Here is a 22,311-nt window from a genome sequence, read left to right as displayed (position 1 = left end):
TGGAGGAGTGCGGGGGCACTTCGCGGCGCTGGAAGCAGACGCGGTCCGGCGCCCGTGCTCAACAGGTGTTGCACAGAAGGCTGACAGGTGCGGGAGGTAACCGTGAAGGGTGGTCCGGCGGACGGCTTAAGGCCGTTGACGTCGGTCCCGAGGGGGCCCGGCGAGCGGCTTATGGCCGTCATCGGAAAACAGATGGAGCCGAATCGCTTGTCGATACGTCTATTCGGCGACGTCCGTTCGACGACGCCGAAGTGACCGAAGTACAGGTGCAGATGTGACGGAGGTGCAAGGCGATGGCCGGTTTCCGGAGTCTGGCGAGACAGGTGCGGGACCCGCGGTGCGATCTGGCACTGCGGCGGTATTCGCTCCGCAAGTGCCTTGAGCGGTTCGCCCCTTACGGGCACCGGGCGACCTGGGACCACCTGTGCTCCCGGGCGGGGTTCGGTCCGGAGGACCGGTCCCCCGATCCAGCGCGGCTCGTGGCCGCACTGGAGGAGCTCGAGGAAGCGCGCTCGGTCTGGCTTGCCTACGAGGTGGAGTTCGCGAAGCGCCGCAAGAAGGAGAAGTTCGACGGGCTGCGCCGGCCCGGAAGCGTGGACGACTGGCATCGGCTGACCTGGGGCGGGTTCGGGGTGGCCTGGTGCGACGACCCGGGGGTCCACCCCCATGAACCGCTGGCCGAGGTGCTGCGACGGCTGATCGCCGCCCTGGAGCGCGACCCGGGCTCGGTGTGCCCGGTGTGCGACGGGGAGCGCCTCACCTGGAAGTACGACCTGGCCCATGAGCCGTCGTCGGGTCCCGTCTGCACGGAGTGCGGCATCGTGGTGCCACGCCCCGTACTGACCCCCGAGGCCCTGGCAGAGTCCAGGCGCGGCCGCCTACTGCTGGCCTCGGCCTGACCACACCGGGGGTGCGCCGGGGATGCCGCACCCCCAACCGAACACAGTTCAGCCCCACGAAGAACGGCCCGCCCCTCCAGCGACACGAGAACCCGCGCGTCTTTCAGCGACGCGAGGAACCACACGTTCTCCCAGGGTCACCGGGAACGGCACGGCCCTCCAGGGGCGCGGGGAACGGCGCATCTTTTGGGGGCACGAGAAGCCACGCAACCTTGCAAGGCCGCGAGGAACCACGCAGCCCCCAGGGGCGCGAGGAACTGCGCATCTTTCAGGGGCGCGAGGAACCGCGCGATCTTTCAAGGCCGCGAGGAACCACGCAGCCCCCAGGGGCGCGAGGAACTGCGCATCTTTCAGGGGCGCGAGGAACCGCGCGATCTTTCAAGGGCGCGAGGAACGGCGCGGTCCCCCAGGGGCGCGGGGAACGGCGCATCTTTTAGGGGCGCGGGGAACTGCGCGACCAGCCCCCACCAACCCGCAGCCAAACCACGCACCCCCGGCGGAGCCCATAGCACCGACAAAACCCCTCGCTCCACCCCTTTCCCCCAAGGAGAGTTGGCAACGATGAAACCCCACTGAGGAGCCACCCATGTCGACGCTGCGCGTCACCGCCGAACCCCTGACCATCCACCCGCACCCCAACGCCGACGCACTCGAACTGGCCCAGGTGGGCCTGTACCGCGCCGTCGTCGCCAAGGGCGTGTACAAGACCGGCGACACGGCCGTGTACATCCCCGAGCAGTCCGTGCTGCCGGCCGAACTGGTCGAAGAGCTGGGCCTGACCGGACGGCTGGCGGGGAGCAAGTCGGACCGGGTCAAGGCGGTACGGCTGCGCGGCGAACTCTCGCAGGGCATCGTCTGCCTCCCCCGCGCACTCGACGGCGTCGACCTGACACGTGCCGCCGCCGAACGCACCGACTTCGCGGAGCGGCTGGGCATCGTCAAATGGGTGCCGCCGATCCCGCCCACCATGAACGGCGAAGTCGAGTCCGCGCCCGACCTGCTGAGCTGGGTCGACATCGAGAACATCCAGCGCTACCCGGACATCTTCACGCCGGGCGAGCCGGTCGTCCTCACCGAGAAGCTGCACGGCTCGGCCTGCCTGCTCACCTATCTCGCCGACGAGAAACGCACCCAGGTCTCCTCGAAGGGGTTCGGCGCCAAGTCCCTCGCCCTGAAGGAGGACCCGCGCAATCTGTACTGGCGTGCGGTGACCGCCCACGGCGTCGCCGAGACCGCCGCCCGCCTCGCCGAACGGCTCGGCGCGCGCCGGGTCGGCATCTTCGGCGAGGTGTACGGAGCGGGCGTACAGGACCTGACGTACGGCGCGGACGGGCGGCGCGAGACGCTCGGGTACGCCGTGTTCGACGTGTCCGTGGAGGTCGACGGGGAGGTGCGCTGGCTGGACGCGGCGGAGCTGCTGGAGGGCCGGCTGCCGCTCGTACCGAGGCTCTACGAGGGTCCGTACGACGTCGAGCGGGTCCTGGAGATCGCGAGCGGACGCGAGACGGTGTCCGGGCGGGAGCTGCATCTGCGGGAGGGTGTGGTGATCCGGCCGGCCGTCGAGCGGTACAGCCCGGTGACCGGCGGCAGGGCGATCGCCAAGGCGGTCAGTCCGGCGTATCTGACGCGCAAGGGCGGGACGGAGTACGAGTAGCCGGACGGGTGCCGTTCCTCTCCACCATGAGGCGGGAGCCCGCCCGGCTCTCGCCGAAGACGTCGTCCGGGTTGGAGAGGACGCAGCCCTCCAGGGACAGGCAGCCGCAGCCGATGCAGTCGGTGAGATGGTCGCGGAGCCGGTTCAACTGCTTGATGCGCTCGTCGAGTTCGGAACGCCAGTGCTCGGACAGCCGGGCCCAGTCCTCCCGGGTGGGGGTGCGTTCCTCGGGCAGTTCGGCGAGCGCTTCGCGGATCGTGGCGAGCGGGATGCCGACGCGCTGCGCGGCCCGGACGAAGGCGACCCGGCGCAGCGCGTCACGGCTGTAGCGGCGCTGGTTGCCGGAGGTGCGGCGGCTGGTGATGAGGCCCTTGGACTCGTAGAAGTGCAGGGCGGAGACGGCGGCGCCGCTGCGGGCGGCGAGCTGGCCGACCGTGAGTTCATGGATCTTCTCGTGAATCTGGGGCACCCCTCGAACCCTACCCACCCCACTCGGACCGCAGTCCGTTGACATGGGGTCCACAGCCCACCATGCTAAGCAGTTGCTTAGAGATAGTGCGACACAATGCGTGGTCACAGTGGCGAGGAGGCCGGGACATGGCAGAGCCGAGGATCTTCACGGGCGCGGACGAGCTGAAGGCGGCGGTCGGTGAGCAGTTGGGGTACACCGACTGGCTGGAGATCGACCAGAAGCGCGTCGACCTGTTCGCGGACGCCACCGGCGACCACCAGTGGATCCACGTCGACCCGGAGAAGGCGGCGGCCGGCCCCTTCGGGACCACCATCGCGCACGGCTATCTGACGCTCTCGCTGCTGCCCCTGTTCGGACCGCAGCTGATCACGGTCGAGGGCGTCAAGATGGGCGTCAACTACGGGACGAACAAGGTGCGTTTCCCCGCGCCCGTCCCGGTGGGCTCACGCCTGCGCGCCACCGCCAGGATCAACGGCGTCGACGACGTCCCCGGCGGTGTCCAGGTCACCGTCGGCTTCACCGTGGAGCGCGAGGGCGGCGACAAGCCGGTGTGTGTCGCCGAGTCGGTGTCGCGGTACTACCTGTGAGCCGGTGAGCCCGGCCCACCCTTCCCCACCATGCGCAGCACGAGGTCGGCGTAGAGCGCGCCGACCTCGTCCGGGGTACGTGAACCGCTGACGTTGAACCAGCGGGCCACGTCGACGCACAGCGACAGCACGGCGAGCGTCGTACCCGGTACGTCGGGCACGTCGAACTCGCCCGACTCCACCCCGTCCTCGAGGATTCCGCGCACCTCGGCGTCGCACTGGCGGCGCAGCGCGAGGATCTCGGCGCGGGCGTCGGGGCCGAGGGAGTCGAGTTCGTACTGCACGACCCGGGCGGTGGTGCGCCCGCCCGCGTGCCAGCGGACGAAGGAGCTGACGGCCTCGGCCAGCCGCTCGGTCGCGGTGCCCTCGGTCCGTGCCGCCGTGCGCAGGATGTCGACGGCCTTCTCGTGGCCGATCCTGCTGATCCGGTGGAGCAGCTCTTCCTTGGTCTTGTAGTGGATGTAGAGCGCGGCCGGGCTCATGCCCGCGCGGCCCGCGATGTCACGGGTCGTCGTCGCGTGGTAGCCGCGCTCGGCGAAGGCCTCCACCGCGGCGATGAGCAGCCGCCGGGCCGCGTCAGGGGTCACCTCACCCCAGGGCGCCGCCTCGCCGCCGGCCGTCTGCTCCGCCGTACTCATCGCCCGTTCGCCCCTTTCGCCGACAGTGAGCCCTTACTCTACCGCCGCGGGTGAGCGGGCGCTTAGCACACCCGGTCAGGGGCCCGGGAGAACCGCGCCCTCGGGATCAGCGGTGCTCGAAGGGGTCGTGCTCGGCGAGCAGCTTGTCCAGGCGGGCCTGGTCGACCCGGCTGACGATCTGGCCGGCCTCCTGGCGGTCCCGGATGACCTTGGCCAGGGTGAAGGCGGAGGTCACCAGGTAGAGGACGGCAATACCGAGGAAGCCGCGCACCCAGGCGTCGGCCTGCAACCGGAAGATGCCGATGGCCGTCGCCCCGAGGGCGATTCCGAAGGACGCGACGGCCTGGCCGTAGAAGGCCGCCGTGCTCTGCTGCTGGACGGGTCTCTCACTCATGGGGACAGGATTCGACGGACGTGGCCCGCGCCACATCCGCCAAAATACTCAGGAACGTACTCAGAAGGCCGATACGCCCGTCAGCGCGCGGCCGATCAGCAGTTTCTGGATCTGGCTCGTGCCCTCGTAGAGGGTCATCACGCGGGCGTCGCGCAGGAGCTTGCCCGCCGGGTACTCGTCGATGTAGCCGTAGCCGCCGAACACCTGGAGGGCGTTGTTCGCGGCGCGGACGGCGGCCTCGGAGGCGAAGAGCTTGGCCTTGGAGGACTCGGTGGCGAAGGGCAGACCCCGGTCGATCAGGTCGGCGACACGCCAGGTCAGCAGCCGTGCCGCGTCGACGTCCACGGCGATGTCGCTGATCAGTTCCTGCACGAGCTGGTGCCGGGCGATCGGCCCGCCGAACTGCTCACGCTCACCCGCGTACCGGACGGCCGCGTCGAGGGCGGCCTGGGCTATCCCGACGCACCCGGCGGCGACCGACATCCGTCCCTTCGCGAGCGCCGACATGGCCACGGAGAAGCCCTTGCCCTCGGGGCCCAGCATCGCGGAGGCGGGCACGCGAACGTCCTCGAAGACCAGTTCGGCGGTGGCCTGACCGCGCAGCCCGAGCTTGCCGTGGAGGGTGCGGCGGGTCAGTCCGGGGGTGTCGGTCGGCACGAGGAAGGCGGAGACGCCCTTGTGGCCGGGGTCGTCGGTGGAGCGGGCGAAGAGCAGGACGACATCGGCCCAGGTGCCGTTCGTGATGAACATCTTGGTGCCGTTGACGACGTACTCGTCGCCCTCCCGCACCGCGCACGTGGTGAGGTTGCCCGCGTCGGAGCCGGTGCCCGGCTCGGTCAGCCCGAAGCAGCCGACGTACGCGCCGGAGGTGAGCCCGGGCAGCCAGCGGCGCTTCTGCTCCTCGCTCCCCCAGTGCGCGACGGTCTTGGCCACCAGCCCCAGGGACACGGAGACGATTCCGCGCACGGAGGAGTCCCCACGGCCGAGTTCCTCGGTGACCAGGCAGTACGTGAGGTGGTCGCCGCCCGAGCCGCCGTACTCCTCGTCGACGGTCAGCCCCAGGAAGCCGACCTCGCCGAGTTTCTTCACGATCGACCGGTCGACGTTCTCGGCGCGGTCCCAGGTGACGACGTTCGGGGTGATCTCCCGCTCGACGAAGTCCCGGGCGAGCCGCTGGACGGCGGCCTGCTCCTCGCTCAGTTCCAGGTTCATGACGGGCCCCACCTCATAGGATCGCAGTTAAATTAGCACTGCTAGTTTAAAGCCGCAGCCCTACTATGTGCGCCATGGCCCGACCGCGCAAGCCCCTCCTCAGCACCGACCTGATCGTCGAGACGGCACGGGCACTGGTGGACGCGGAGGGACTGGCCGCCCTGTCGACCCGACGGCTCGCCGCCGAGCTGGGCGTCAGCGGGCCGTCCCTCTACAACCACTTCCGCACGAAGGACCAGATCCTGGAGGCGGTGGCCGACTCGGTGAGCGGGCTGGTCGACCTGTCGATGTTCGAGCGTGACGACGAGAACCGGGAACGCCCGGACTGGCGTACCGCGCTGCACGACTGGGCCGTCTCCTACCGGGCCGCGCTGCGCGACCATCCGCACATCGTTCCGGTGATGGCCCTCGGTCCCGGCCGTCGACCGGCGGGCCTACGGGTCGCCGACGCCGTCTACGGCGGGATGGTCGAGGCCGGCTGGCCGCCCGCCCAGGCCACCTCGATCGGCGCGCTGATGCGGTACTTCATCATGGGCTCCGCGCTCGGCTCCTTCGCCGGGGGCTTCGTGGACGACGAGAGCGCGTACGACCCGGCCGACTACCCCCACCTCGGCCAGGCCCACCTCCTCTCCGAACAGCAGGAGAAGATCGACGAGCGGGCCTTCGAGACCGGCCTGACGGCACTGCTCGACGGGCTGGCACAGCAGTACGAGCAGCTCGGGCGACCGCAGTAGAGAGCCGGGCCGCCGTTCCGCCGCGCACACTTCGGTGGGCGCCGAAGTATGCGTACCGCATGCTGGGCCCATGAGCACGAGGGATGCGAGGAGCGCGCGGGCACCGGGCCCGGCGTCCGGTCTCGCGGCGCTGGCCGGGCTGCTGGCGGACGAGACCCGGGCCGGGTTCCTGCTGGCGCTGCTGGACGGGCGGGCGTGGACCGCCGGGGAGCTGGCTCGGTACGCCGGGGTCGCCGCGTCGACGGCCAGCGAGCACCTGGGCAGGCTCGTGGCCGGCGGGCTGCTCACCGAGGAGCGTCAGGGCAGGCATCGTTATGTGCGGCTGGCCGACGCCGGTGTGGCCCAGCTCGTCGAGGACTTGGCCGCCCAGGTCGGGCCGGGCGCGGCCCAACGTCCGCGCACACTGCGGGAGTCGGGCGCCGGGTCCGCGATGGCGCGCGGCCGGACCTGCTACGACCATCTCGCCGGACGGCTCGGCATCGCCCTCACCGACGCCCTGACCGGGCGGGGACTGCTGCGCCAGGACATGGGTTTCGCGCTCACGGACGCCGGGCTGCGCTGGTTCGCCACGGCGGGCATCGACCTCGACCGCGCCGGTCGCCGCCCCCTGACCCGCGCCTGCCTCGACTGGACCGAACGCCGCCCGCACCTCGCGGGCACCGCGGGCGCGGCCCTGTGCCGGCACGCCCTGGACGCGCGCTGGTGCGTACGCATCGGCTCGGAACGGGCGGTCAGGGTGACCCCGGAAGGGGAACGCGCGTTCAACGAGCTTCTCGGAATCGAGCCGACGGCGTTGCGCTGAGCGGCCGTTTCGCTGAGCGGCGGTTGGCGCCATGCCGCACCGCGCTCGAAAAATCGCGAGCTCTCCTCGCCCTTCCTCCCTAGCCTCTGGAGCATGATGACCTCCCCTTCGCCCTCCCGTCCGGTCTTCCGTGCGGAGGTGCTCGCCGCCGTCGCGGCCTGTGTGACCGTGGTGCTGTGGGCGTCGGCGTTCGTGTCGATCCGCAGTGCGGGATCCGCGTACTCGCCGGGCGCGCTGGCACTCGGGCGGATGCTCGCCGGGTTCGTGACCCTGGGGGCCATCTGTCTGGTCCGGCGGGAGGGGCTGCCGCCCCGGTCGGCCTGGCGCGGGATCGCGATCTCGGGAGTGCTGTGGTTCGGCGTCTACATGGTCGTCCTGAACTGGGGCGAGCAGCAGGTGGACGCGGGGACGGCCGCCCTCGTGGTGAACGTGGGGCCCCTTCTCATAGCCCTGCTCGGCACCCGGCTGCTCGGCGACCCGATGCCGCCCCGGCTGCTCGCGGGCATGGCGGTGTCGTTCGCGGGCGCGGTGACCGTGGGCCTTTCGATGTCGGGCGGGGGCGGCACCTCGGTGCTCGGGGTGGCGCTGTGTCTGCTCGCGGCGGCGGCGTGGGCCACCGGGGTCGTCGCGCAGAAGCCGGCGCTGGCCCGGGCGAGCGCCCTCCAGGCCACGACGTTCGGGTGTCTGGTCGGGGCGCTGACCTGTCTGCCGTTCGCCGGGCAACTGGTCGGCGAGGCGGCCGACGCGCCGCTCTCCGCCACCCTCAACATGATCTACCTCGGCGTCTTCCCGACCGCGCTGGCGTTCACGACCTGGGCCTACGCCCTGGCCCGTACGACGGCCAGCCGGATGGGCGCGACCACGTACGCCGTACCGGCTCTGGTGGTGCTGATGTCCTGGCTGGCGCTGGGCGAGGTGCCCGGGCTGCTCACCCTGGCGGGCGGCGGGCTGTGCCTCGCGGGGGTGGCGGTGTCGCGGTCCCGGGCGAAGGTGGCGGCGGGGGCGGTGCCCTCGGACCCCGGTGCGCGACGCTGAACTCGCCTGTCCTCGAACGCCGGACGGCTTATCGCGTGGCCGTGAGGTGCGCGTACACCACGATGTTGCCGGTGTAGCCGGTCCGTCGGTCGTAGCCGCCACCGCAGGTGATGAGCCGCAGCTCGGGTCGGGCGCGGGCGCCGTACACCTCGCGGCTGGGGAAGTTCGCCTTGTCGTAGGTCTTCACGGCGTCGACGGTGTAGACGGCCGTACGCCCGTCCACGCGCCGGAGTTCGACCCGTCGTCCGGGAGTCACCGCGTCGAGCCCGATGAACACGGCGGGACCGGCACGGGTGTCCCGATGCCCTACGACGATCACCGTGCCGTTCTCCCCGGGGGACGGACCGTCCGCGTACCAGCCGACCAGGTTGGACTTGTCGTCCGGGGGCGCGGTGAGCTGCCTGTGACGGTCGAGGCGCAGATCGACGACCGGCGCCTCGATGCCGAGGTACGGGAGGGTGAAGGTCGTGGGGCGGGAGCGCGGGAGGGGGGCGGGCGGGCGCGGCGGGGGCGGCGTTTTCGGGCGGGCGGGCGGTGGGGGCGGCGGGTGAGCGGCCGGGGAGAGTGGCCTGGCTGGCCCTGGCCGGCTGTTCGCGGGTCCGGTCGTCCGGCTCGGCCCGGTGGGAGGGGTCGGCGTGGGCTGCCCGGGCCGCCCTTTCGCCGGTCCGGCCGCCCGGGCCGGCCCGGAGGAAGGGGTTGGCGTGGGCTGCCCGGGCCGCCCCTGCGCGGGTCCGGACGCCCTGGTCGGCCCGGTGGGAGGGGTCGACGTGGCCGGCCCCGACCGACCCCTCGTCGGTCCGTCCGTCCGGCCCGGCCCGGTGATTGATGGTGGTCCGGCGGCCCCTGACGGCTCCTTCGCGGACCCGCCCGCCGGTGTCGTCGCGGCCGGATCCGGTCTCCGGTCCCCTGCCGCCGCCCCCGCCCCGGCCCGCTCGCCGTTCCCTGCGGACGGCGCGACCGGCGTGGCGTCCGTGGCGGTGACGGGTGCGGGGGCGGGCTCGTCGGCCCGGGACCACCAGACGCCGCCCACCGCCAGGGTGACGGTCAGGACGACCGTACGGGTGAGACGGTAGGCGCGCGTCCGGCGCCACGGCCGGCGCCGACGGGCGGGGTCAGGCCGCGCCATCGGCACGTCGGCGCGTGCGGAGATACACGACTCCCCCGACCACAATCAGGCCCACGGCAGCCGCACCGGCGACCGGCGAGAACGCCTCCGCGCGGGCGACACCGCCGCCACCGGCAGGCACCCCGCCGTGCGGGCCGCCATGGCCTCCACCGGGCCCGCCGGGGCCACCGCCGGGGCCACCGCCGGGGCCACCGCCGGGGCCACCCGGGCCGCCGGGCGGGGTCGGTGTCGCGGTCGGGTTGCCGAGCGGGCATTCGACCTGGAACACCTTCTGCTTGCCCGCGCCATTGCCTCCGACGATCTTCCACGTCAGCTTGTACTGACCGTCCGGCAACGACAGGGGCATGGTGTGGCCGGTGCCGTCGGGCTCGAGGTCGATGGTGTCGTTGAGGGTGGCGCCGTTCGCCTCCAGGGGCTGGGTCTCGATGGACCACTCGATGTCCTGGCCGTCCGGAAGGTCGTCGAAGTTGAACGCGGCGAGGTAGAAGTCGCAGACCTTCGGCTCGTTGCGCTGGTCGTTGAAGGGCGTACCCATCTTGTGGATCTTGACGTCTCCGTTGTCGCCGGGGGCGGCGACGGCGGGGGTCGCGACGAGGGCGGTGCCCGCGAGGGTCAGGGCCGCGAGCGCGGCGCCGCGGGCGCCGGACCGGCGTGGACGGAGCGAGGTGGTCATGCGTGGTTCCTCCAAGTCAGAAGATTTTCATACAAATACAGCTTCTTCTGACTCTCTTTCACATAACCGCCCACAACGACGGAAGCACGCCCTAGGCCCCGTCGGACATCACCCTCTTGGCCCTCTCCCGCTTCTCCGTCGGCGCCGGTGGAGCCGACGAGCGCGCGGCGATGCCCGACGACAGCAGCAGCAGAGCGCCGAGCATCACGAAAGGCGCCGCCACGCCCGTGACCCCGGCGACCAGTCCGGCCGTCGCGGGCGCGGCGACCTGGCCGAGCCGGTTGCCGGTCAGCCGCAGCGCGAGGGCGGTGGAGCGGGCGCCGGCCGGGGCGGCCTGGACGACCGTCGTCATCGACAGCGGCTGTCCGACGCCCAGGCAGAAGCCCAGGGCCGCGAGCACGAGGGCCAGCCCCCACACCGGTACCGGCAGCGCGATGCCCGCGCAGAGCAGCGCCGCGAGCAGACAGGTCACGGTGAGCAGCAGCCGGCGGCCGAGCAGCCGCAGCAAGGGGGTCAGCACCAGCCGGCACGCGATGGTGGCCGCCGCGCGCAGTCCGAGGAGTACGCCGATCACCGCCGGTGCGATGCCCCGGTGTTCGCCGACCACCGGAAGGTAGGCGGTGAGGATGTCGGTCGCGGACAGCACGGCGAGGCTGACGAAGATGCCCGCGGGGACTCCCCGGGTGCGCAGAATGCGGTGCACGGGGACGCGGTCGCCTTGCTGCGTACGGGACTTGACGGCCGTACGGTCCTCGACGCGCCACAGCGACGTGAACGACAACGCGGCGACCGCGCCCGCGACCAGCAGGGCGCGGGCGCTGGTGCCGGCCATGTCGTGGCCGCCGATCAGCGCGCCGGCCGCCATCGGGCCGATGAACTGGCCGAGGGAGACGCCGATGGTGAAGTGGCCGAAGTTGCGGTCCTGTTCGTGCGGGGCGGACCGGCGGGCGACGAGTGACTGGCCGCCGATGACGAAGCAGAGGTGACCGAGGCCCATCACTCCGCTCCACGCGGCCATCGCGGGCAGGGAGTGGGCGGTGGCGCCCAGCGCGCAGCCGCCCGAGATGAGGAGCGCGCCGACGGTCAGCAGGGGCGCGCAGCGGCCGTGGTCGGTACGGCGGCCCAGCGGTACGGCGGCGAAGAGCGGGAGGAGCGCGTACGCGGCGGCGATGACGCCGATCGCCCGCTCGTCCGCGCCCAGCGCGAGGGCCCGGTAGGAGACGGCGGGCCGGGCCATCGACACCGCCCCCTGCGTGAAGCTGAAGGCGATGACGAGGCGGAGCAGCCAGCCGCGGTTCCCACCGGGCCTCATAGTCGTGTCCTTTCGGACGGATGCGCGGTTCGGACGTGGATCAGATGAGGCCGAAGAGGATTCCCGACCCGAGGATCGCCAGCGATGTCAGCACGGCCCACTTGACTACGAACTTCGTGTGATCGCCGAACTCGACCTTCGCCATGCCGACGAGAACGTATACGGCCGGGACGAGCGGGCTGGACATGTGCAGCGGCTGGGCGATGAGGGACGCGCGGGCGATCTCCAGCGGGGAGACGCCGTGGGCGGCGCCGGCCTCGGCGAGGACCGGCAGGACGCCGAAGTAGAAGCCGTCGTTCGACATGAAGTAGGTGAGCGGGATGCTCAGCAGGCCGGTGACGAAGGCCATGTGCGGACCCATGCCGTCGGGGATGTTGTCGACGAGCCAGCGGGCCATGTGGTCGACCATGCCGGTGCCGGTGAGGACACCGGTGAAGACGGCGGCGGCGAAGACCATGCCGGAGACGTTGAGGACGTTCTCGGCGTGGGCGCCGAGCCGGGCCTTCTGGTCGGGCATGTGCGGGAAGTTGACCGTCAGGGCGAGCGCGGCGCCGAGCAGGAACAGCACCGGGATCGGCAGCCACTCCATGATCATGGAGGTGAGCAGGGCGACCGTGAGGAGCGCGTTGAACCAGTAGAGCTTGGGGCGCAGGGTGGCACGGTTCGGGTCGAGGACCTTCAGCATTCGGTCGTCGTCATCGTCCGTGTCACTGTCACTGTCGACGGGGCCCTCGCCACCCGAACCGCCGGTGGGCGCGGCCGGGTTGCCCGCACCGGATCCGCCGGCCGACTTGGCCCCGGAGCCGGCGCCGACCAGCACGGTCTCCGTCTCCTGCTCCGGCTCCTCCACCAGGACGGCGTCCAGCGTGAGCACACCGAGCCGCTTGCGCTCGCGGCGGCCGAGGACGTAGGAGAGCGCGATGACGAAGGCCAGGCCGACGGCGAGCGCCGGGATCATCGGGACGAAGATGTCGCTCGCGTCCAGCTTCAGGGCCGTCGCCGCACGGGCCGTCGGCCCGCCCCAGGGAAGGGTGTTCATCACACCGTTGGCCATCGCGGCGACGCCGGTCATCACGACGAGGCTCATCTTGAGGCGCTTGTACAGGGGGTACATCGCCGAGACCGTGATCATGAAGGTGGTCGAGCCGTCGCCGTCGAGGGACACGATCGCCGCGAGGATCGCCGTGCCGACGACTATGCGCAGCGGGTCGGCCTTGGCGAATTTCAGGATGCCTCGGACGATCGGGTCGAAGAGGCCGACATCGATCATCACACCGAAGTAGACGATCGCGAACATGAGCATCGCCGCGGTGGGGGCGAGGCTGGTGACGCCGTCGATGACATAGTCACCGAGCTTGGCGCCCTTCCCGACGAAGACACAGAACAGTGCCGGGATCAGTACGAGCGCCGCGATCGGCGACATCTTCTTCATCATGATCAGGACCAGGAAGGTCGCGATCATCGTGAAGCCCAGGATGGTCAACATGAGTGGGTTACCTAACGTTCGCCCTTGAACTCCCACCGGAGTCGGCAGTGCGTTGACGTTAGGGCGCTTACACAAGTCTTAACAAGACGTTGACGTGCGAGCAATAAGCGCAAAACTCCAGGTCAGGGCGTTGTGCCTGCTGGCGCGAGGTCGATGGGTACACCATTCAGTACGGCGTTGCCCGACAGCGGGTCCAGCAGACTGCCGTCGAGGACCTGGTTGATGTTGACGCCGGGGTCGACCGCGGCGTGCGTGAGCCGGGTGCCGGGCCGGTCGTGTCCCCACCCGTGGGGCAGGCTCACGACCCCGCGCCGGACGACGTCGGTGATCTCGGCCGGGGCCACCACTTCTCCCCCGGGGCCCTTGATCCGTACGGCGTCTCCGTCCGCGACGCCGAGTTCGGCGGCGTCCTCGGGGTGGATGTGCAGGGTGCAGCGGTTGGAACCGCCGGTGAGGGCGGGCACGTTGTGCATCCAGCTGTTGTTGGAGCGAAGATGCCGGCGGCCGATGAGCACGAGGCCGGCCGGGCGCTCGCGTAGGGCTTCGCGCAGGCGCGGCAGGTCGTCGGCGATGGGCCGCGGCAGCAGTTCGATCCTGCCGCTGCGCGTCTTCAGGGGCTGCGGCAGACGCGGCTTGAGCGGTCCGAGGTCGATGCCGTGCGGGTGGGCGAGCAGTTTCGTCAGGGTCAGCCCGTCCGCTCGTACGCCGAAGCCGTCGCCGTACGGGCCGAGGCGGAGCATCAGGTCGAGGCGGCGCTCGGGGCCGGTGTCGCCGTCGAGCTCCTTGGCGAGGGCCTGCGGATCGCGGCCGTGGACCGGGGAGTGGGCTTCCTTGACCGCCTTGCCCAGGGTCTGGTCGATGACCAGGGCGTCCACGGCGGCGGGGTCGGCGCCGTGCATGCCGGTCGCCGCCAGGACGATCCGCGCGAGGATCTCGGTCTCGGCCATCCTGTCCGGCTCCAGGGGCACGGCGGGGCGATTGTAGCGGACCTGGTTGCGGACGGCGAGGGTGTTGAAGGCGAAGTCGTGGTGCGGGCTCTGCGAGGGCGGGGGCGGGGGCAGTACGACATGCGCGTGGCGCGAGGTCTCGTTCAGATACGGGTCGACGCTCACCATGAAGTCGAGCGAGTCCAGCGCCCTGTCGAGCCGGTTGCCGTCCGGTGCCGACAGGACGGGGTTGGCGGCGACGACGATCAGGGCGCGGACCGGCTCTCCCTCGGCGGTGGGCGTGTCGATCTCCTCGGCGAGCGCGGAGAGCGGCAACTCGCCCTTGACCTCCGGGTGTTGACTGACCCGCGAGTGCCAGCGGCCCAGCGTGAACCCGTGACTGGGACCGGCCGGCCGGGGTGTCCTGTCGGTCGCCGCCTGGGGGAAGAGAGCACCGCCGGGCCGGTCGAGGTTGCCGGTGAGGATGTCGAGGACGTCGACCAGCCAGCTCGCGAGGGTGCCGTGCGGGACGGTACAGCTGCCGATCCGGCCGTAGACGGCGGCAGTTGGGGCCGCGGCGAGTTCACGGGCGAGGGTGCGGATGGTGCCGGCGTCCACATCGCAGGCCTCGGCGACGGCCTCGGGCGTGAAGTCCCCCACCGACGCGGCCAGTTCGTCGATCCCCTCGACATGGGGCGCCAACTCGCCCAGGTCGACGAGGTGTTCGTCGAAGAGCACGTACGTCATCGCGGCCAGCAGCAGGGCGTCCGTGCCGGGCCGGATCGCGATGTGCCGGTCGGCGAGCCGGGCGGTGCGGGTGCGGCGCGGGTCGATGACGGTGAGCGTGCCGCCCCGCGCCCTGAGCGCCTTGAGCTTGCCGGGGAAGTCGGGTGCCGTACACAGACTCCCGTTGGACTCAAGGGGGTTGGCGCCGATGATCAGCAGATGGTCGGTGTGGTCGAGGTCGGGTACGGGGATCGCGTTGGCGTCGCCGTAGAGGAGCCCACTGGAGACGTGCTTGGGCATCTGGTCGACCGTGGAGGCGGTGAAGACACTGCGCGTGCCGAGACCGGCGAGCAGCACCGGCGGGTAGAGAGCCCCGGCCATGGTGTGCACGTTGGGGTTACCGAGGACGACACCCACGGAGTTGGCCCCGCAGCGCTCGACCACGCCCCGGATACCGGCGGCGACGGCGTCGAAGGCCTCCGCCCAGCTCGCCTCGCGCAACTCGCCGTCCCGTCGCACCAGGGGGGTGCGCAGCCGGTCGGGGTCACTGTCGAGGGCCCCGAAGGAGGCGCCCTTGGGACAGATGAACCCCTGGCTGAACACGTCGTCCCGGTCGCCCCGGGCTCCGGTGACCCGTCCGCTCTCGATGGTGAGCGTCAGTCCGCAGGTGGCCTCGCACAGCGGGCAGACACGCAGGGCGGTGCGGGATTCGGTGCGGGAGTCGATGGGGCTGGACACGGGTCCTCCCGGGTGGGTGGCGGCAGCGGTGACGCGCGATCGCAGCCGAGCATACCGACCGGTAGGGATGGTGGGGAGGGGTTGCGCGGACCCACCTCGACCGCGCCCACCCGCGTGCACACCCGGGAATCCGCCCGCGAACCGGGCGCGAACCGGGCGTGAACCTCAGTCGAGCACCCTCGACAGATACGCCCGCAGCAGCTCCCGCATCTCCCCGATGATCCGCTCGTCCCCCTCGGGGGCGACCCTGAAGGCCAGGTGGATCAGGGTGTCGGCGGTCTCGGTGGCGACCAGGAACGTACGGCGCAGGTCGTCGTCCGGGGCGCGGTCGAGGACGCCGGCGAGGAGGGTGGTGAGCGTGTCGGCGACACGGTGGTTGGGTTCGGCGTCGCGTTTGCCGACCGGGATCTGGTTGCCGAAGTCGACGAGCGAGAAGCCCGGCGCGGTCCGTTTCATGGCCAGGTACTCGTCGAGCACGGCGTCCATGGCCGCACGCCACCCGCCGCCGCTCTGCTGCCCGAGGCGTTCGGTGACGCGCGTGGTGAAGATCTCCAGGTTCCGCTGGGCCAGCGCGTCCGCCATGGCGCGCTTGTTGCCGAAGAACCGGTACACGGAGCCTATGGGGACGCCGGCGCGGATCGCCACCGCCCGGGTGCTCAGGGCGTCGTAGCCGACCTCGTCCAGGAGGTCCGCACAGGCGTCGAGGATTCTGGTCAGCCGTTCGGCACTGCGCCGCTGTACGGGCGCACGACGTAGCGAGGTCGCTTGGGGCACAGGCCTCATCATGCCGCTCCGCGGCGGTCCGGTGAACCGTGCCCCTCACTTTCCCCCCTTGCGCCCAAGGAGGGGGAATCCTACGGTGAAGCATAGGAATGAGGGCGAGGGAGCGAGAGGGAGCACGGGATGGGCGAGAACGCACGGAAGGCCGCCGAGGTGCCGGACAGCCTCACCGGGCTCTTGTCGCTCTCCGGTTTCGGCAATGAGCACAGCTCGGAGGCCGTCCCGGGTGCCCTCCCCGAGGGCCGCAACTCGCCGCAGCGCGCCCCCCTGGGCCTCTACGCCGAGCAGCTCAGCGGTACGGCGTTCACCGAGCCCCGCGCCCACAACCGCCGTTCCTGGCTGTACCGCATCCGCCCCTCGGCCGCGCACCCCCCGTTCGCACCCACCGGCAATGGCTCGATCCGTACGGCCCCCTTCACGGAATCCGTGCCCGATCCCAACCGGCTGCGCTGGGACCCGCTGCCCGAGCCCCCGGCCGGGACGGACTTCCTGGCCGGCCTGTGGACCCTCGGCGGCAACGGTGACGCCGCTCAGCGCAGCGGCATGGCGGTGCACCTGTACCACGCCGACTCCTCGATGGAGCGGGTGTTCAGCGACTCCGACGGGGAGCTGCTGATCGTCCCGGAGGACGGCGGGCTGCTGCTGCGCACCGAGTTCGGGCTGCTGTACGTCGAGCCCGGCCATGTCGCGCTCGTCCCGCGCGGGGTGCGCTTCCGGGTGGAGCTGACCCACGCCTGGGCCCGGGGGTATGTGTGCGAGAACTACGGCACCCCCTTCCGGCTCCCCGACCTCGGGCCGATCGGCGCCAACGGGCTGGCCAACGCCCGGGACTTCCGGGCGCCGGTCGCCGCGTACGAGGACGTCGAGGGCCCGGTGGAGGTCGTCAACAAGTTCTGCGGCAACCTCTGGACTGCCGTCTACGACCACTCCCCGCTCGACGTGGTCGCCTGGCACGGCAACCATGTCCCGTACGTCTACGACCTGCGTCGCTTCAACGTCCTGGGCACGATCTCGTACGACCACCCGGACCCGTCGATCTTCACGGTGCTGACGTCCCCGTCGGACACCCCCGGGCTCGCCGGCATCGACTTCGTCGTGTTCGCGCCGCGCTGGCTGGTGGGCGAGGACACCTTCCGGCCGCCGTACTTCCACCGGAACGTGATGAGCGAGTACATGGGGCTCATCGAGGGCGCGTACGACGCGAAGACCGCCGGGAAGGGGGGCTTCGTGCCCGGGGGCGGCTCGCTGCACAACATGATGTCCGCGCACGGACCGGACCGGGAGACCTTCGACCGGGCGAGCGCGGCGGAGCTGCGGCCCCAACGGGTCGACGACGGGCTGGCGTTCATGTTCGAGACCCGCTGGCCGGTGACGCTGACGGCACAGGCGGCGCGGGCGGAGCATCTGCAACCCGGGTACGACGACGTGTGGTCGGGCCTCCAGCGGCACTTCCGGCCGTTGCACTGAGCGTTGGCGACCGGTACGGATACCTCCGTGACCTCCTTCGCTCCGGACTCGATCGTCCTGAACCGCAAACTGCCGCTCTGGTACCAGGTTTCGCAGTCCCTGCGCGCCTCGATCCTCGGCCGCTCGGCCCGGGACCCGCTGCGGCTGCCCACCGAGGAGCAGTTGGCGGGGCACTACGGCGTGAGCGTGCTGACCATGCGGCAGGCGCTCAAGGAGCTGGAGGACGAGGGACTCATCAGCCGCCACCGCAGGCGCGGCACGTTCATCGAGCCGGACGCCCGGCGGGGCGTTCCCGTACGGCTGCTCGGTTCGGTCGACGCGATCGTGGCGCAGCAGTCCGGGATGACGACCCGGCTCCTCGACCACGGCAGCGCGCCCGTGCCCGCCGAACTCGCCGAGTACTTCCCGGATCTCGGGGAGGTGGCCACGTACCACCGGCTGCGCGGCGACGAGGAGACCGGTGAGCCGACCAACCACGCCCGCAACTACGTCCGTCCGGAACTCGCGGAACGCATCGACCGGCACGACCTGGTCCGCTGGCCGATGACCAAGGTGCTGCGGGACGTCGTCGGCATCGACATCAGCCGCATCACGGACACGGTCGAGGCCCGCCTCGCCGACCCGGAGACGGCCCGGCTGCTCCGGGTCCCACTGCTCAGCCCGATCCTGCACTACACGGGTGTCGCGTACGACGACACGGGCCGGGTCCTGGACGTGGCCGTCATCCACTACCGGGGCGACCGCTTCTCCTTCACGGTGACTCTCGACGCGACCTGAGACAGGGAGAGGAGGGGGCGTCGTACGATGCCCAGCGTGCCGCACGACGACGACGCTCCGCTGCTCGCGGACCTCATGCCGTGGTCCGTCGCACCGCCACGGCTGGGCCGGCGGTGGCCGACGGCCCCGGACGCCGCCTCCCTGAAGGCACGCTGGGACGCCCTGCTGAAGGCCGAGGGGCCGGACCGCGAGACCCTGTTCGAGCCGACGCGCGCCCGCACCACGCACTCGGCGGTCGGCCAGCTGCCCGGCCGGGCCGGCGGCACGGAGAGGCTGGCCCGCGCCCACGGCCCCTGCGCGGAGCCGGTACGGGTCCTGTGGGCGCCCTTCGACGAGCAGTGGCTGATCCCGGACCACCGGCTGATCGACGCGGCCCGCCCGGAGTTGTGGCGGGTGGCGGACGACCGACAGGTGTTCGTCGTCGAAACGCCGACCGCACCTCCCGGCTCCGCGGGCCCCCTGCTACTCGCCTCGTCCCTCCTCCCGCTGGCCCGCCCGGGCCGGGTCCGCCCCCTCTACCGGCGGCCCGACGGCAGCGAACCCAACCTGGCCCCGGGCCTGTTGGACCACCTCACCGACCGCCTCGGCCACCGCCCCGACCCGGTCGACGTCCTGGCCTGGGCCCTGGTGGCGGTACGGCCGGGGTTGGCCGTCCCGCTGACCGCAGACCCGGAAACCTGGTCCAGGGGCGTCGAGTTGGGCCGCCGGATGCTGTGGCTGATGCGCCGGGACGGCCAACGCCCCAAGCTGCCCGGCGGCCGGCGCCCGTACGTCCGGTCCCCGTTGCCCTCGCGCCCGGTCGCGGTCCACTACGACCGCGACGAGGAGACCCTCCAGGTCGAGGAAGGCCGGATCTCCCCGGTGCCGCCCGAGGCGTGGGACTTCGAGGTGGGTGGGGTACGGGTGCTGGAGCAGTGGCTGGGGGTGCGCGTGGAGGACGCGGGCGAGCCGGGAACGCTGGAGGCGGTCAGGCCTGCGGCCTGGCCGCAGCACTGGACGTCGGAGCTGCTGGAGCTGATCACGGTACTGGCCCTACTGTCCGAACTGCGCCCACTACAGGCCGAGTTGACGGTGACGGACCCGATCAGCGCGGCGGACCTGCGGTCGGCGGGCGTACTCCCGGTCCCTGCCGGCTCACGCCGCCCGGCGTCGGTCCTGGACCACCACGAGGAGGGCCCGGAGGGCCAGTTCACCCTGCTCTGACCGACCTTCCCGCCGTCCCGCCGGGGGCGAGAACTCACCCCCGCGGCGAGAACCCGTCGATCACCCGCAGCAGCATCCGCTCGAACACCGCCTCCAGATCGATCGGCCCCGCGTCCTCAGTGAACGCCGCGGCCATCCGGGGATACCGCCCGCTCCCCACCTGCCCCCCGAGATACGCGATCCGCACCGCGTTCTCCTGCTCCTCCGACCACGGCAGCGACCGCGCCCGCTCCGCCGTGGCCAGTTCGTTGCCGACGTACGTCGTGACCAGGCCGTTGAGCATCGCGATCAGCTCGAGCTTCGTGCCGTAGGTGGCGTCGAAGGGGTCGAGGCAGGTCAGACAGTGTTCGAGATAGCGCAGGGCGTTGGGGCTGAAGCCGTACACCGGGGACATCAGACGCGGCAGCCAGGGGTGGCGCAGCATGAGAGCGCGTGTCTGGTGGGCCACCCGGAGCAGGTCGGCTCGCCAGTCGCCCGAGGGCTCCCACAGCTCGTGCTCGCCGCTGATGGCGTCCACCATCAGCTCGTACAGGTCCTCCTTGCGGGGGACGTAGTTGTAGAGCGACATCGTGCCGCAGCCCAGCTCGGCCGCGACATGCCGCATCGAGGCCGCGTCGAGCCCCTCCGCGTCCGCGATCCGCACCGCGGCGGCGGCGATGTCGGCGCGGCTGTACGTGGCCTTCGGACCACGGCCCGCACGTTCGGGACGGGCCCAGATCACTTCGGGTACGGCGGCTCGGCCGGCCATTGATCATCACCTCGACCACCCATCGTAGTTACGTACACCGTACGTAGTGCGCTATGGTCACACCATGACTACTACGTACGCTGTACTTAGTGAGGGTCTGAAGAAGTCGTTCGGGAAGGTCCATGCCGTACGCGGGCTGGACCTCGCCGTGGCCGAGGGGTCCGTTTGCGGCATCCTGGGACCGAACGGGGCGGGCAAGACCACGGCCGTTCGCCTCCTGACCACACTGCTTCGACCCGACGCGGGCTCGGCGCGCGTCGCGGGCCACGACCTCGTACGCGAGGCGGCCGCCGTACGACGCCGGATCGGCGTCACCGGGCAGTACGCGTCGGTCGACGGCGACCTCACCGGCCGCGAGAACCTGCGGCTGTTCGCCCGGCTGCACCGGGTCAGGGGACCGGCGGGGCGCACCGACGACCTGCTCGACCGCTTCGGGCTCACCGAGGCCGCCGACCGGCCCGCGTCCACCTACTCGGGCGGTATGCGCCGCCGCCTCGACCTCGCGGCGAGCCTGGTCGAACGGCCCGACGTCCTTTTCCTGGACGAGCCCACGACAGGGCTCGACCCCGCCGCCCGCAACCAGATCTGGGCGGCCGTGCGCGAACTGAAGGAGGAGGGTACGACCGTTGTCCTGACCACCCAGTACCTGGAGGAGGCCGATCAACTCGCCGACGAGATAGCCCTCGTGGAGCACGGCCGGGTCGCCCACACCGGAACACCCGCCCAACTCAAGGCGCTCATCGGCTCGTACGCGGAGATCGCGGTCACCGACGCCGACGCGCTGCTCGGCGCGGCTGCCGTCCTCGACCAACTCACCGGCTCCACCCCGGTGTTGCACCACGACCTGCTCACCGTCGGCGCGGTCACCACCGACGCGACGATCACCCTTCCCCGGCTGGTGCGCGAACTCGACGCAGCGGGCGTGGCGTTGCTCGACGTGAGCCTGCGCCCACCGACCCTCGACGACGTCTTCCTCCGCCTTACGGACCGCAAGGAGCTCGCAGCATGACGATGCAGAATTCCGCGCCCTCCGTAGCCTCCGCCCTGGTGTACGACGGCACGGCCATGCTGGGCCGGCAGCTGCGGCGGCTGCGGCACAACCCAGGGCTGCTGATCCTCACCCAGTCCATGCCGATCACGATGCTGCTGTTCTTCGGCTACGTCTTCGGCAGCGCCCTCGCGATGCCCGGCGAGGACTACCGTGCCTTCCTGGTGCCAGGGCTGCTGGTGGCGACCGCCGCCAACGGCATCATGACCGGCATGTTCCAGGCCGCCCAGGACACCCACCGGGGCGTGACCGACCGGCTCCGTACGCTGCCGATCAGCCGGGCCGCCGTACCGCTGGGGCAGGCCCTCGGGGACCTCGTGGTGACCGCTGCGGGGACGGTGCCGGTGCTTCTCGTCGGGCTCGCGGTGGGGTGGCGGATCGAGGGGTCGGCGCTGCGGGCGGTGGGAGCGGTGGGTCTGTTGCTGCTCTTCCGGTTCGCTACGACGTGGATCGGGATCTATCTCGGGCTGCTGTCCCGGAGCGAGGAGGCGGCCGGGCAGTTGGGGGGTGCGACGTTTCTGCTGCCGTTGCTGTCTAACGCGTACATTCCGACGGGCGGGTTGCCGGGGTGGCTGCGAGTGGTCGCGGAGTGGAATCCGATCAGCGCGGTCGCGACGGCGCTGCGGAGTCTGTTCGGCAACGCGCCGGTCCCGGTGGACGCCGCGTGGCCGGTCTCCCATCCCGTGGCCGGGTCGCTGGCGTGGTGCGTGGTGCTGATCGGGGTGTTCCTCCCCCTGGCGGTACGCCGATACACGGAGGGCGAAGGCTGAGGAGTTCTCTCGCCCCCGCCGCCCCTACCCGTCCCATCCGTCTCGGGGGCGCTGCCCCCGAACCCCCGCTCCTCAAACGCCGGAGGGGCTAATTTTTAGCCCGT

At 71.4% G+C, this 22,311-nt stretch carries 22 protein-coding genes; 11 read left to right on the top strand and 11 right to left on the bottom strand.

Translation table 11 applies throughout. The features are described from left to right. Window positions 1–293: 293 nt before the first annotated feature. Both ABZ855_RS10730 and ABZ855_RS10725 read left to right on the top strand, forming a co-directional pair. Window positions 294–899 (top strand): hypothetical protein, encoded by a 606-nt coding sequence (locus ABZ855_RS10730; protein ID WP_319207604.1) that lies wholly within the window; start codon window positions 294–296, stop codon window positions 897–899. Window positions 900–1,485: 586 nt separating this feature from the next. Beyond that, window positions 1,486–2,553 carry an RNA ligase (ATP) gene (locus ABZ855_RS10725; RefSeq protein WP_360804276.1) on the top strand — a complete coding sequence of 356 codons (1,068 nt, stop codon included), beginning with the start codon at window positions 1,486–1,488 and terminating at the stop codon, window positions 2,551–2,553. On the opposite strand, the gene soxR is transcribed toward ABZ855_RS10725, so the two are convergent. Next, the gene (gene soxR, locus ABZ855_RS10720) at window positions 2,507–3,022 is read right to left on the bottom strand and encodes a redox-sensitive transcriptional activator SoxR (RefSeq protein ID WP_360804273.1); all 516 of its coding nucleotides are present in this window, start codon (window positions 3,020–3,022) and stop codon (window positions 2,507–2,509) included. The two genes, ABZ855_RS10725 and soxR, sit on opposite strands and share 47 nt — an antisense overlap. Window positions 3,023–3,150: 128 nt before the next feature. Here soxR and ABZ855_RS10715 point away from each other — a divergent pair, with 128 nt between their 5' ends. Further along, window positions 3,151–3,612, top strand: coding sequence for a MaoC family dehydratase (locus ABZ855_RS10715; protein ID WP_360804270.1), 462 nt, complete (start codon window positions 3,151–3,153; stop codon window positions 3,610–3,612). Here the strand turns inward: ABZ855_RS10715 and ABZ855_RS10710 are convergent. The 3 genes from ABZ855_RS10710 to ABZ855_RS10700 all read right to left on the bottom strand — a co-directional run bounded on the left by ABZ855_RS10710 (window position 3,603) and on the right by ABZ855_RS10700 (window position 5,856). Then, entirely contained in the window at window positions 3,603–4,250 is a 648-nt protein-coding gene (locus tag ABZ855_RS10710) for a TetR/AcrR family transcriptional regulator (RefSeq protein WP_360804267.1), read from the bottom strand. The two genes, ABZ855_RS10715 and ABZ855_RS10710, sit on opposite strands and share 10 nt — an antisense overlap. 106 nt (window positions 4,251–4,356) lie before the next feature. Continuing rightward, a complete protein-coding gene (locus ABZ855_RS10705) occupies window positions 4,357–4,644 on the bottom strand; it encodes a YiaA/YiaB family inner membrane protein (RefSeq protein ID WP_360804264.1) in 288 nt (95 codons plus the stop codon). A 60-nt stretch (window positions 4,645–4,704) separates the two neighbouring features. Continuing rightward, window positions 4,705–5,856, bottom strand: a complete 1,152-nt coding sequence (locus tag ABZ855_RS10700; RefSeq protein WP_360804261.1) for an acyl-CoA dehydrogenase family protein — start codon at window positions 5,854–5,856, stop codon at window positions 4,705–4,707. Window positions 5,857–5,930: 74 nt separating this feature from the next. Between ABZ855_RS10700 and ABZ855_RS10695 the strand changes: the two genes are divergently transcribed. The 3 genes from ABZ855_RS10695 to ABZ855_RS10685 all read left to right on the top strand — a co-directional run bounded on the left by ABZ855_RS10695 (window position 5,931) and on the right by ABZ855_RS10685 (window position 8,427). Then, a complete protein-coding gene (locus ABZ855_RS10695; protein WP_360804258.1) occupies window positions 5,931–6,590 on the top strand; it encodes a TetR/AcrR family transcriptional regulator in 660 nt (219 codons plus the stop codon). Between the two features lie 70 nt (window positions 6,591–6,660). Then, window positions 6,661–7,392 carry a winged helix-turn-helix domain-containing protein gene (locus tag ABZ855_RS10690; RefSeq protein ID WP_360804255.1) on the top strand — a complete coding sequence of 244 codons (732 nt, stop codon included), beginning with the start codon at window positions 6,661–6,663 and terminating at the stop codon, window positions 7,390–7,392. 96 nt (window positions 7,393–7,488) lie between these two features. Then, on the top strand, window positions 7,489–8,427 hold the full coding sequence (locus tag ABZ855_RS10685; protein WP_360804881.1) for a DMT family transporter: 939 nt from the start codon (window positions 7,489–7,491) through the stop codon (window positions 8,425–8,427). Window positions 8,428–8,455: 28 nt separating this feature from the next. On the opposite strand, the gene ABZ855_RS10680 is transcribed toward ABZ855_RS10685, so the two are convergent. The 6 genes from ABZ855_RS10680 to ABZ855_RS10655 form a co-directional block, all read right to left on the bottom strand. After that, the gene (locus ABZ855_RS10680) at window positions 8,456–9,553 is read right to left on the bottom strand and encodes a class F sortase (RefSeq protein WP_360804252.1); all 1,098 of its coding nucleotides are present in this window, start codon (window positions 9,551–9,553) and stop codon (window positions 8,456–8,458) included. Next, window positions 9,540–10,226 (bottom strand): hypothetical protein, encoded by a 687-nt coding sequence (locus ABZ855_RS10675; protein ID WP_360804249.1) that lies wholly within the window; start codon window positions 10,224–10,226, stop codon window positions 9,540–9,542. Before ABZ855_RS10675 ends, ABZ855_RS10680 begins: the two co-directional genes overlap by 14 nt. A gap of 91 nt (window positions 10,227–10,317) precedes the next feature. Beyond that, on the bottom strand, window positions 10,318–11,538 hold the full coding sequence (locus ABZ855_RS10670) for an MFS transporter (RefSeq protein WP_360804246.1): 1,221 nt from the start codon (window positions 11,536–11,538) through the stop codon (window positions 10,318–10,320). 40 nt (window positions 11,539–11,578) lie between these two features. Continuing rightward, complete coding sequence (locus ABZ855_RS10665) at window positions 11,579–13,024, bottom strand: citrate:proton symporter (RefSeq protein WP_360804243.1); 1,446 nt, start codon at window positions 13,022–13,024, stop codon at window positions 11,579–11,581. A gap of 122 nt (window positions 13,025–13,146) precedes the next feature. Beyond that, window positions 13,147–15,414, bottom strand: coding sequence for a molybdopterin oxidoreductase family protein (locus ABZ855_RS10660; RefSeq protein WP_360804240.1), 2,268 nt, complete (start codon window positions 15,412–15,414; stop codon window positions 13,147–13,149). A 165-nt stretch (window positions 15,415–15,579) separates the two neighbouring features. Next, window positions 15,580–16,197 (bottom strand): TetR/AcrR family transcriptional regulator, encoded by a 618-nt coding sequence (locus ABZ855_RS10655; protein WP_360804878.1) that lies wholly within the window; start codon window positions 16,195–16,197, stop codon window positions 15,580–15,582. Window positions 16,198–16,317: 120 nt separating this feature from the next. Between ABZ855_RS10655 and hmgA the strand changes: the two genes are divergently transcribed. From hmgA to ABZ855_RS10640, 3 genes are read left to right on the top strand one after another with little or no spacing between them, the layout of a single operon-like run. Further along, window positions 16,318–17,661, top strand: a complete 1,344-nt coding sequence (hmgA, locus tag ABZ855_RS10650; RefSeq protein WP_360804237.1) for a homogentisate 1,2-dioxygenase — start codon at window positions 16,318–16,320, stop codon at window positions 17,659–17,661. Between the two features lie 27 nt (window positions 17,662–17,688). Continuing rightward, the gene (locus ABZ855_RS10645) at window positions 17,689–18,438 is read left to right on the top strand and encodes a GntR family transcriptional regulator (protein WP_360804234.1); all 750 of its coding nucleotides are present in this window, start codon (window positions 17,689–17,691) and stop codon (window positions 18,436–18,438) included. Window positions 18,439–18,465: 27 nt separating this feature from the next. Then, window positions 18,466–19,641: a type ISP restriction/modification enzyme gene (locus ABZ855_RS10640; protein WP_360804231.1), complete on the top strand. Its 1,176-nt coding sequence runs from the start codon at window positions 18,466–18,468 to the stop codon at window positions 19,639–19,641. A gap of 34 nt (window positions 19,642–19,675) precedes the next feature. Here ABZ855_RS10640 and ABZ855_RS10635 read toward each other — a convergent pair whose 3' ends face one another. Beyond that, window positions 19,676–20,389, bottom strand: coding sequence for a TetR/AcrR family transcriptional regulator (locus tag ABZ855_RS10635; protein WP_360804228.1), 714 nt, complete (start codon window positions 20,387–20,389; stop codon window positions 19,676–19,678). A 64-nt stretch (window positions 20,390–20,453) separates the two neighbouring features. Between ABZ855_RS10635 and ABZ855_RS10630 the strand changes: the two genes are divergently transcribed. Further along, the gene (locus tag ABZ855_RS10630) at window positions 20,454–21,398 is read left to right on the top strand and encodes an ATP-binding cassette domain-containing protein (protein ID WP_360804225.1); all 945 of its coding nucleotides are present in this window, start codon (window positions 20,454–20,456) and stop codon (window positions 21,396–21,398) included. After that, window positions 21,395–22,207, top strand: coding sequence for an ABC transporter permease (locus ABZ855_RS10625; RefSeq protein WP_360804222.1), 813 nt, complete (start codon window positions 21,395–21,397; stop codon window positions 22,205–22,207). Before ABZ855_RS10630 ends, ABZ855_RS10625 begins: the two co-directional genes overlap by 4 nt. The last annotated feature ends 104 nt before the right edge of the window (window positions 22,208–22,311 follow it).

It is taken from the genome of Streptomyces sp. NPDC047042 (assembly GCF_040644035.1).
Classification (GTDB): Bacteria; Actinomycetota; Actinomycetes; order Streptomycetales; family Streptomycetaceae; genus Streptomyces.
The sequence above is the reverse complement of the archived record's forward strand: the minus strand, read 5'-3'. Positions and strand labels throughout refer to the sequence as shown.

Coding starts and splice junctions, on each gene's coding strand:
- ABZ855_RS10635 (WP_360804228.1), bottom strand. CDS start 20,389: ATGGCCGGCCGAGCCGCCGTACCCGAAGTGATCTGGGCCCGTCCCGAA.
- ABZ855_RS10705 (WP_360804264.1), bottom strand. CDS start 4,644: ATGAGTGAGAGACCCGTCCAGCAGCAGAGCACGGCGGCCTTCTACGGC.
- ABZ855_RS10640 (WP_360804231.1), top strand. CDS start 18,466: ATGCCCAGCGTGCCGCACGACGACGACGCTCCGCTGCTCGCGGACCTC.
- ABZ855_RS10665 (WP_360804243.1), bottom strand. CDS start 13,024: ATGTTGACCATCCTGGGCTTCACGATGATCGCGACCTTCCTGGTCCTG.
- ABZ855_RS10670 (WP_360804246.1), bottom strand. CDS start 11,538: ATGAGGCCCGGTGGGAACCGCGGCTGGCTGCTCCGCCTCGTCATCGCC.
- ABZ855_RS10680 (WP_360804252.1), bottom strand. CDS start 9,553: ATGGCGCGGCCTGACCCCGCCCGTCGGCGCCGGCCGTGGCGCCGGACG.
- ABZ855_RS10655 (WP_360804878.1), bottom strand. CDS start 16,197: ATGAGGCCTGTGCCCCAAGCGACCTCGCTACGTCGTGCGCCCGTACAG.
- ABZ855_RS10625 (WP_360804222.1), top strand. CDS start 21,395: ATGACGATGCAGAATTCCGCGCCCTCCGTAGCCTCCGCCCTGGTGTAC.
- ABZ855_RS10725 (WP_360804276.1), top strand. CDS start 1,486: ATGTCGACGCTGCGCGTCACCGCCGAACCCCTGACCATCCACCCGCAC.
- ABZ855_RS10675 (WP_360804249.1), bottom strand. CDS start 10,226: ATGACCACCTCGCTCCGTCCACGCCGGTCCGGCGCCCGCGGCGCCGCG.
- ABZ855_RS10690 (WP_360804255.1), top strand. CDS start 6,661: ATGAGCACGAGGGATGCGAGGAGCGCGCGGGCACCGGGCCCGGCGTCC.
- ABZ855_RS10695 (WP_360804258.1), top strand. CDS start 5,931: ATGGCCCGACCGCGCAAGCCCCTCCTCAGCACCGACCTGATCGTCGAG.
- hmgA (WP_360804237.1), top strand. CDS start 16,318: ATGGGCGAGAACGCACGGAAGGCCGCCGAGGTGCCGGACAGCCTCACC.
- ABZ855_RS10685 (WP_360804881.1), top strand. CDS start 7,489: ATGACCTCCCCTTCGCCCTCCCGTCCGGTCTTCCGTGCGGAGGTGCTC.
- ABZ855_RS10715 (WP_360804270.1), top strand. CDS start 3,151: ATGGCAGAGCCGAGGATCTTCACGGGCGCGGACGAGCTGAAGGCGGCG.
- ABZ855_RS10710 (WP_360804267.1), bottom strand. CDS start 4,250: ATGAGTACGGCGGAGCAGACGGCCGGCGGCGAGGCGGCGCCCTGGGGT.
- ABZ855_RS10700 (WP_360804261.1), bottom strand. CDS start 5,856: ATGAACCTGGAACTGAGCGAGGAGCAGGCCGCCGTCCAGCGGCTCGCC.
- ABZ855_RS10730 (WP_319207604.1), top strand. CDS start 294: ATGGCCGGTTTCCGGAGTCTGGCGAGACAGGTGCGGGACCCGCGGTGC.
- ABZ855_RS10630 (WP_360804225.1), top strand. CDS start 20,454: ATGACTACTACGTACGCTGTACTTAGTGAGGGTCTGAAGAAGTCGTTC.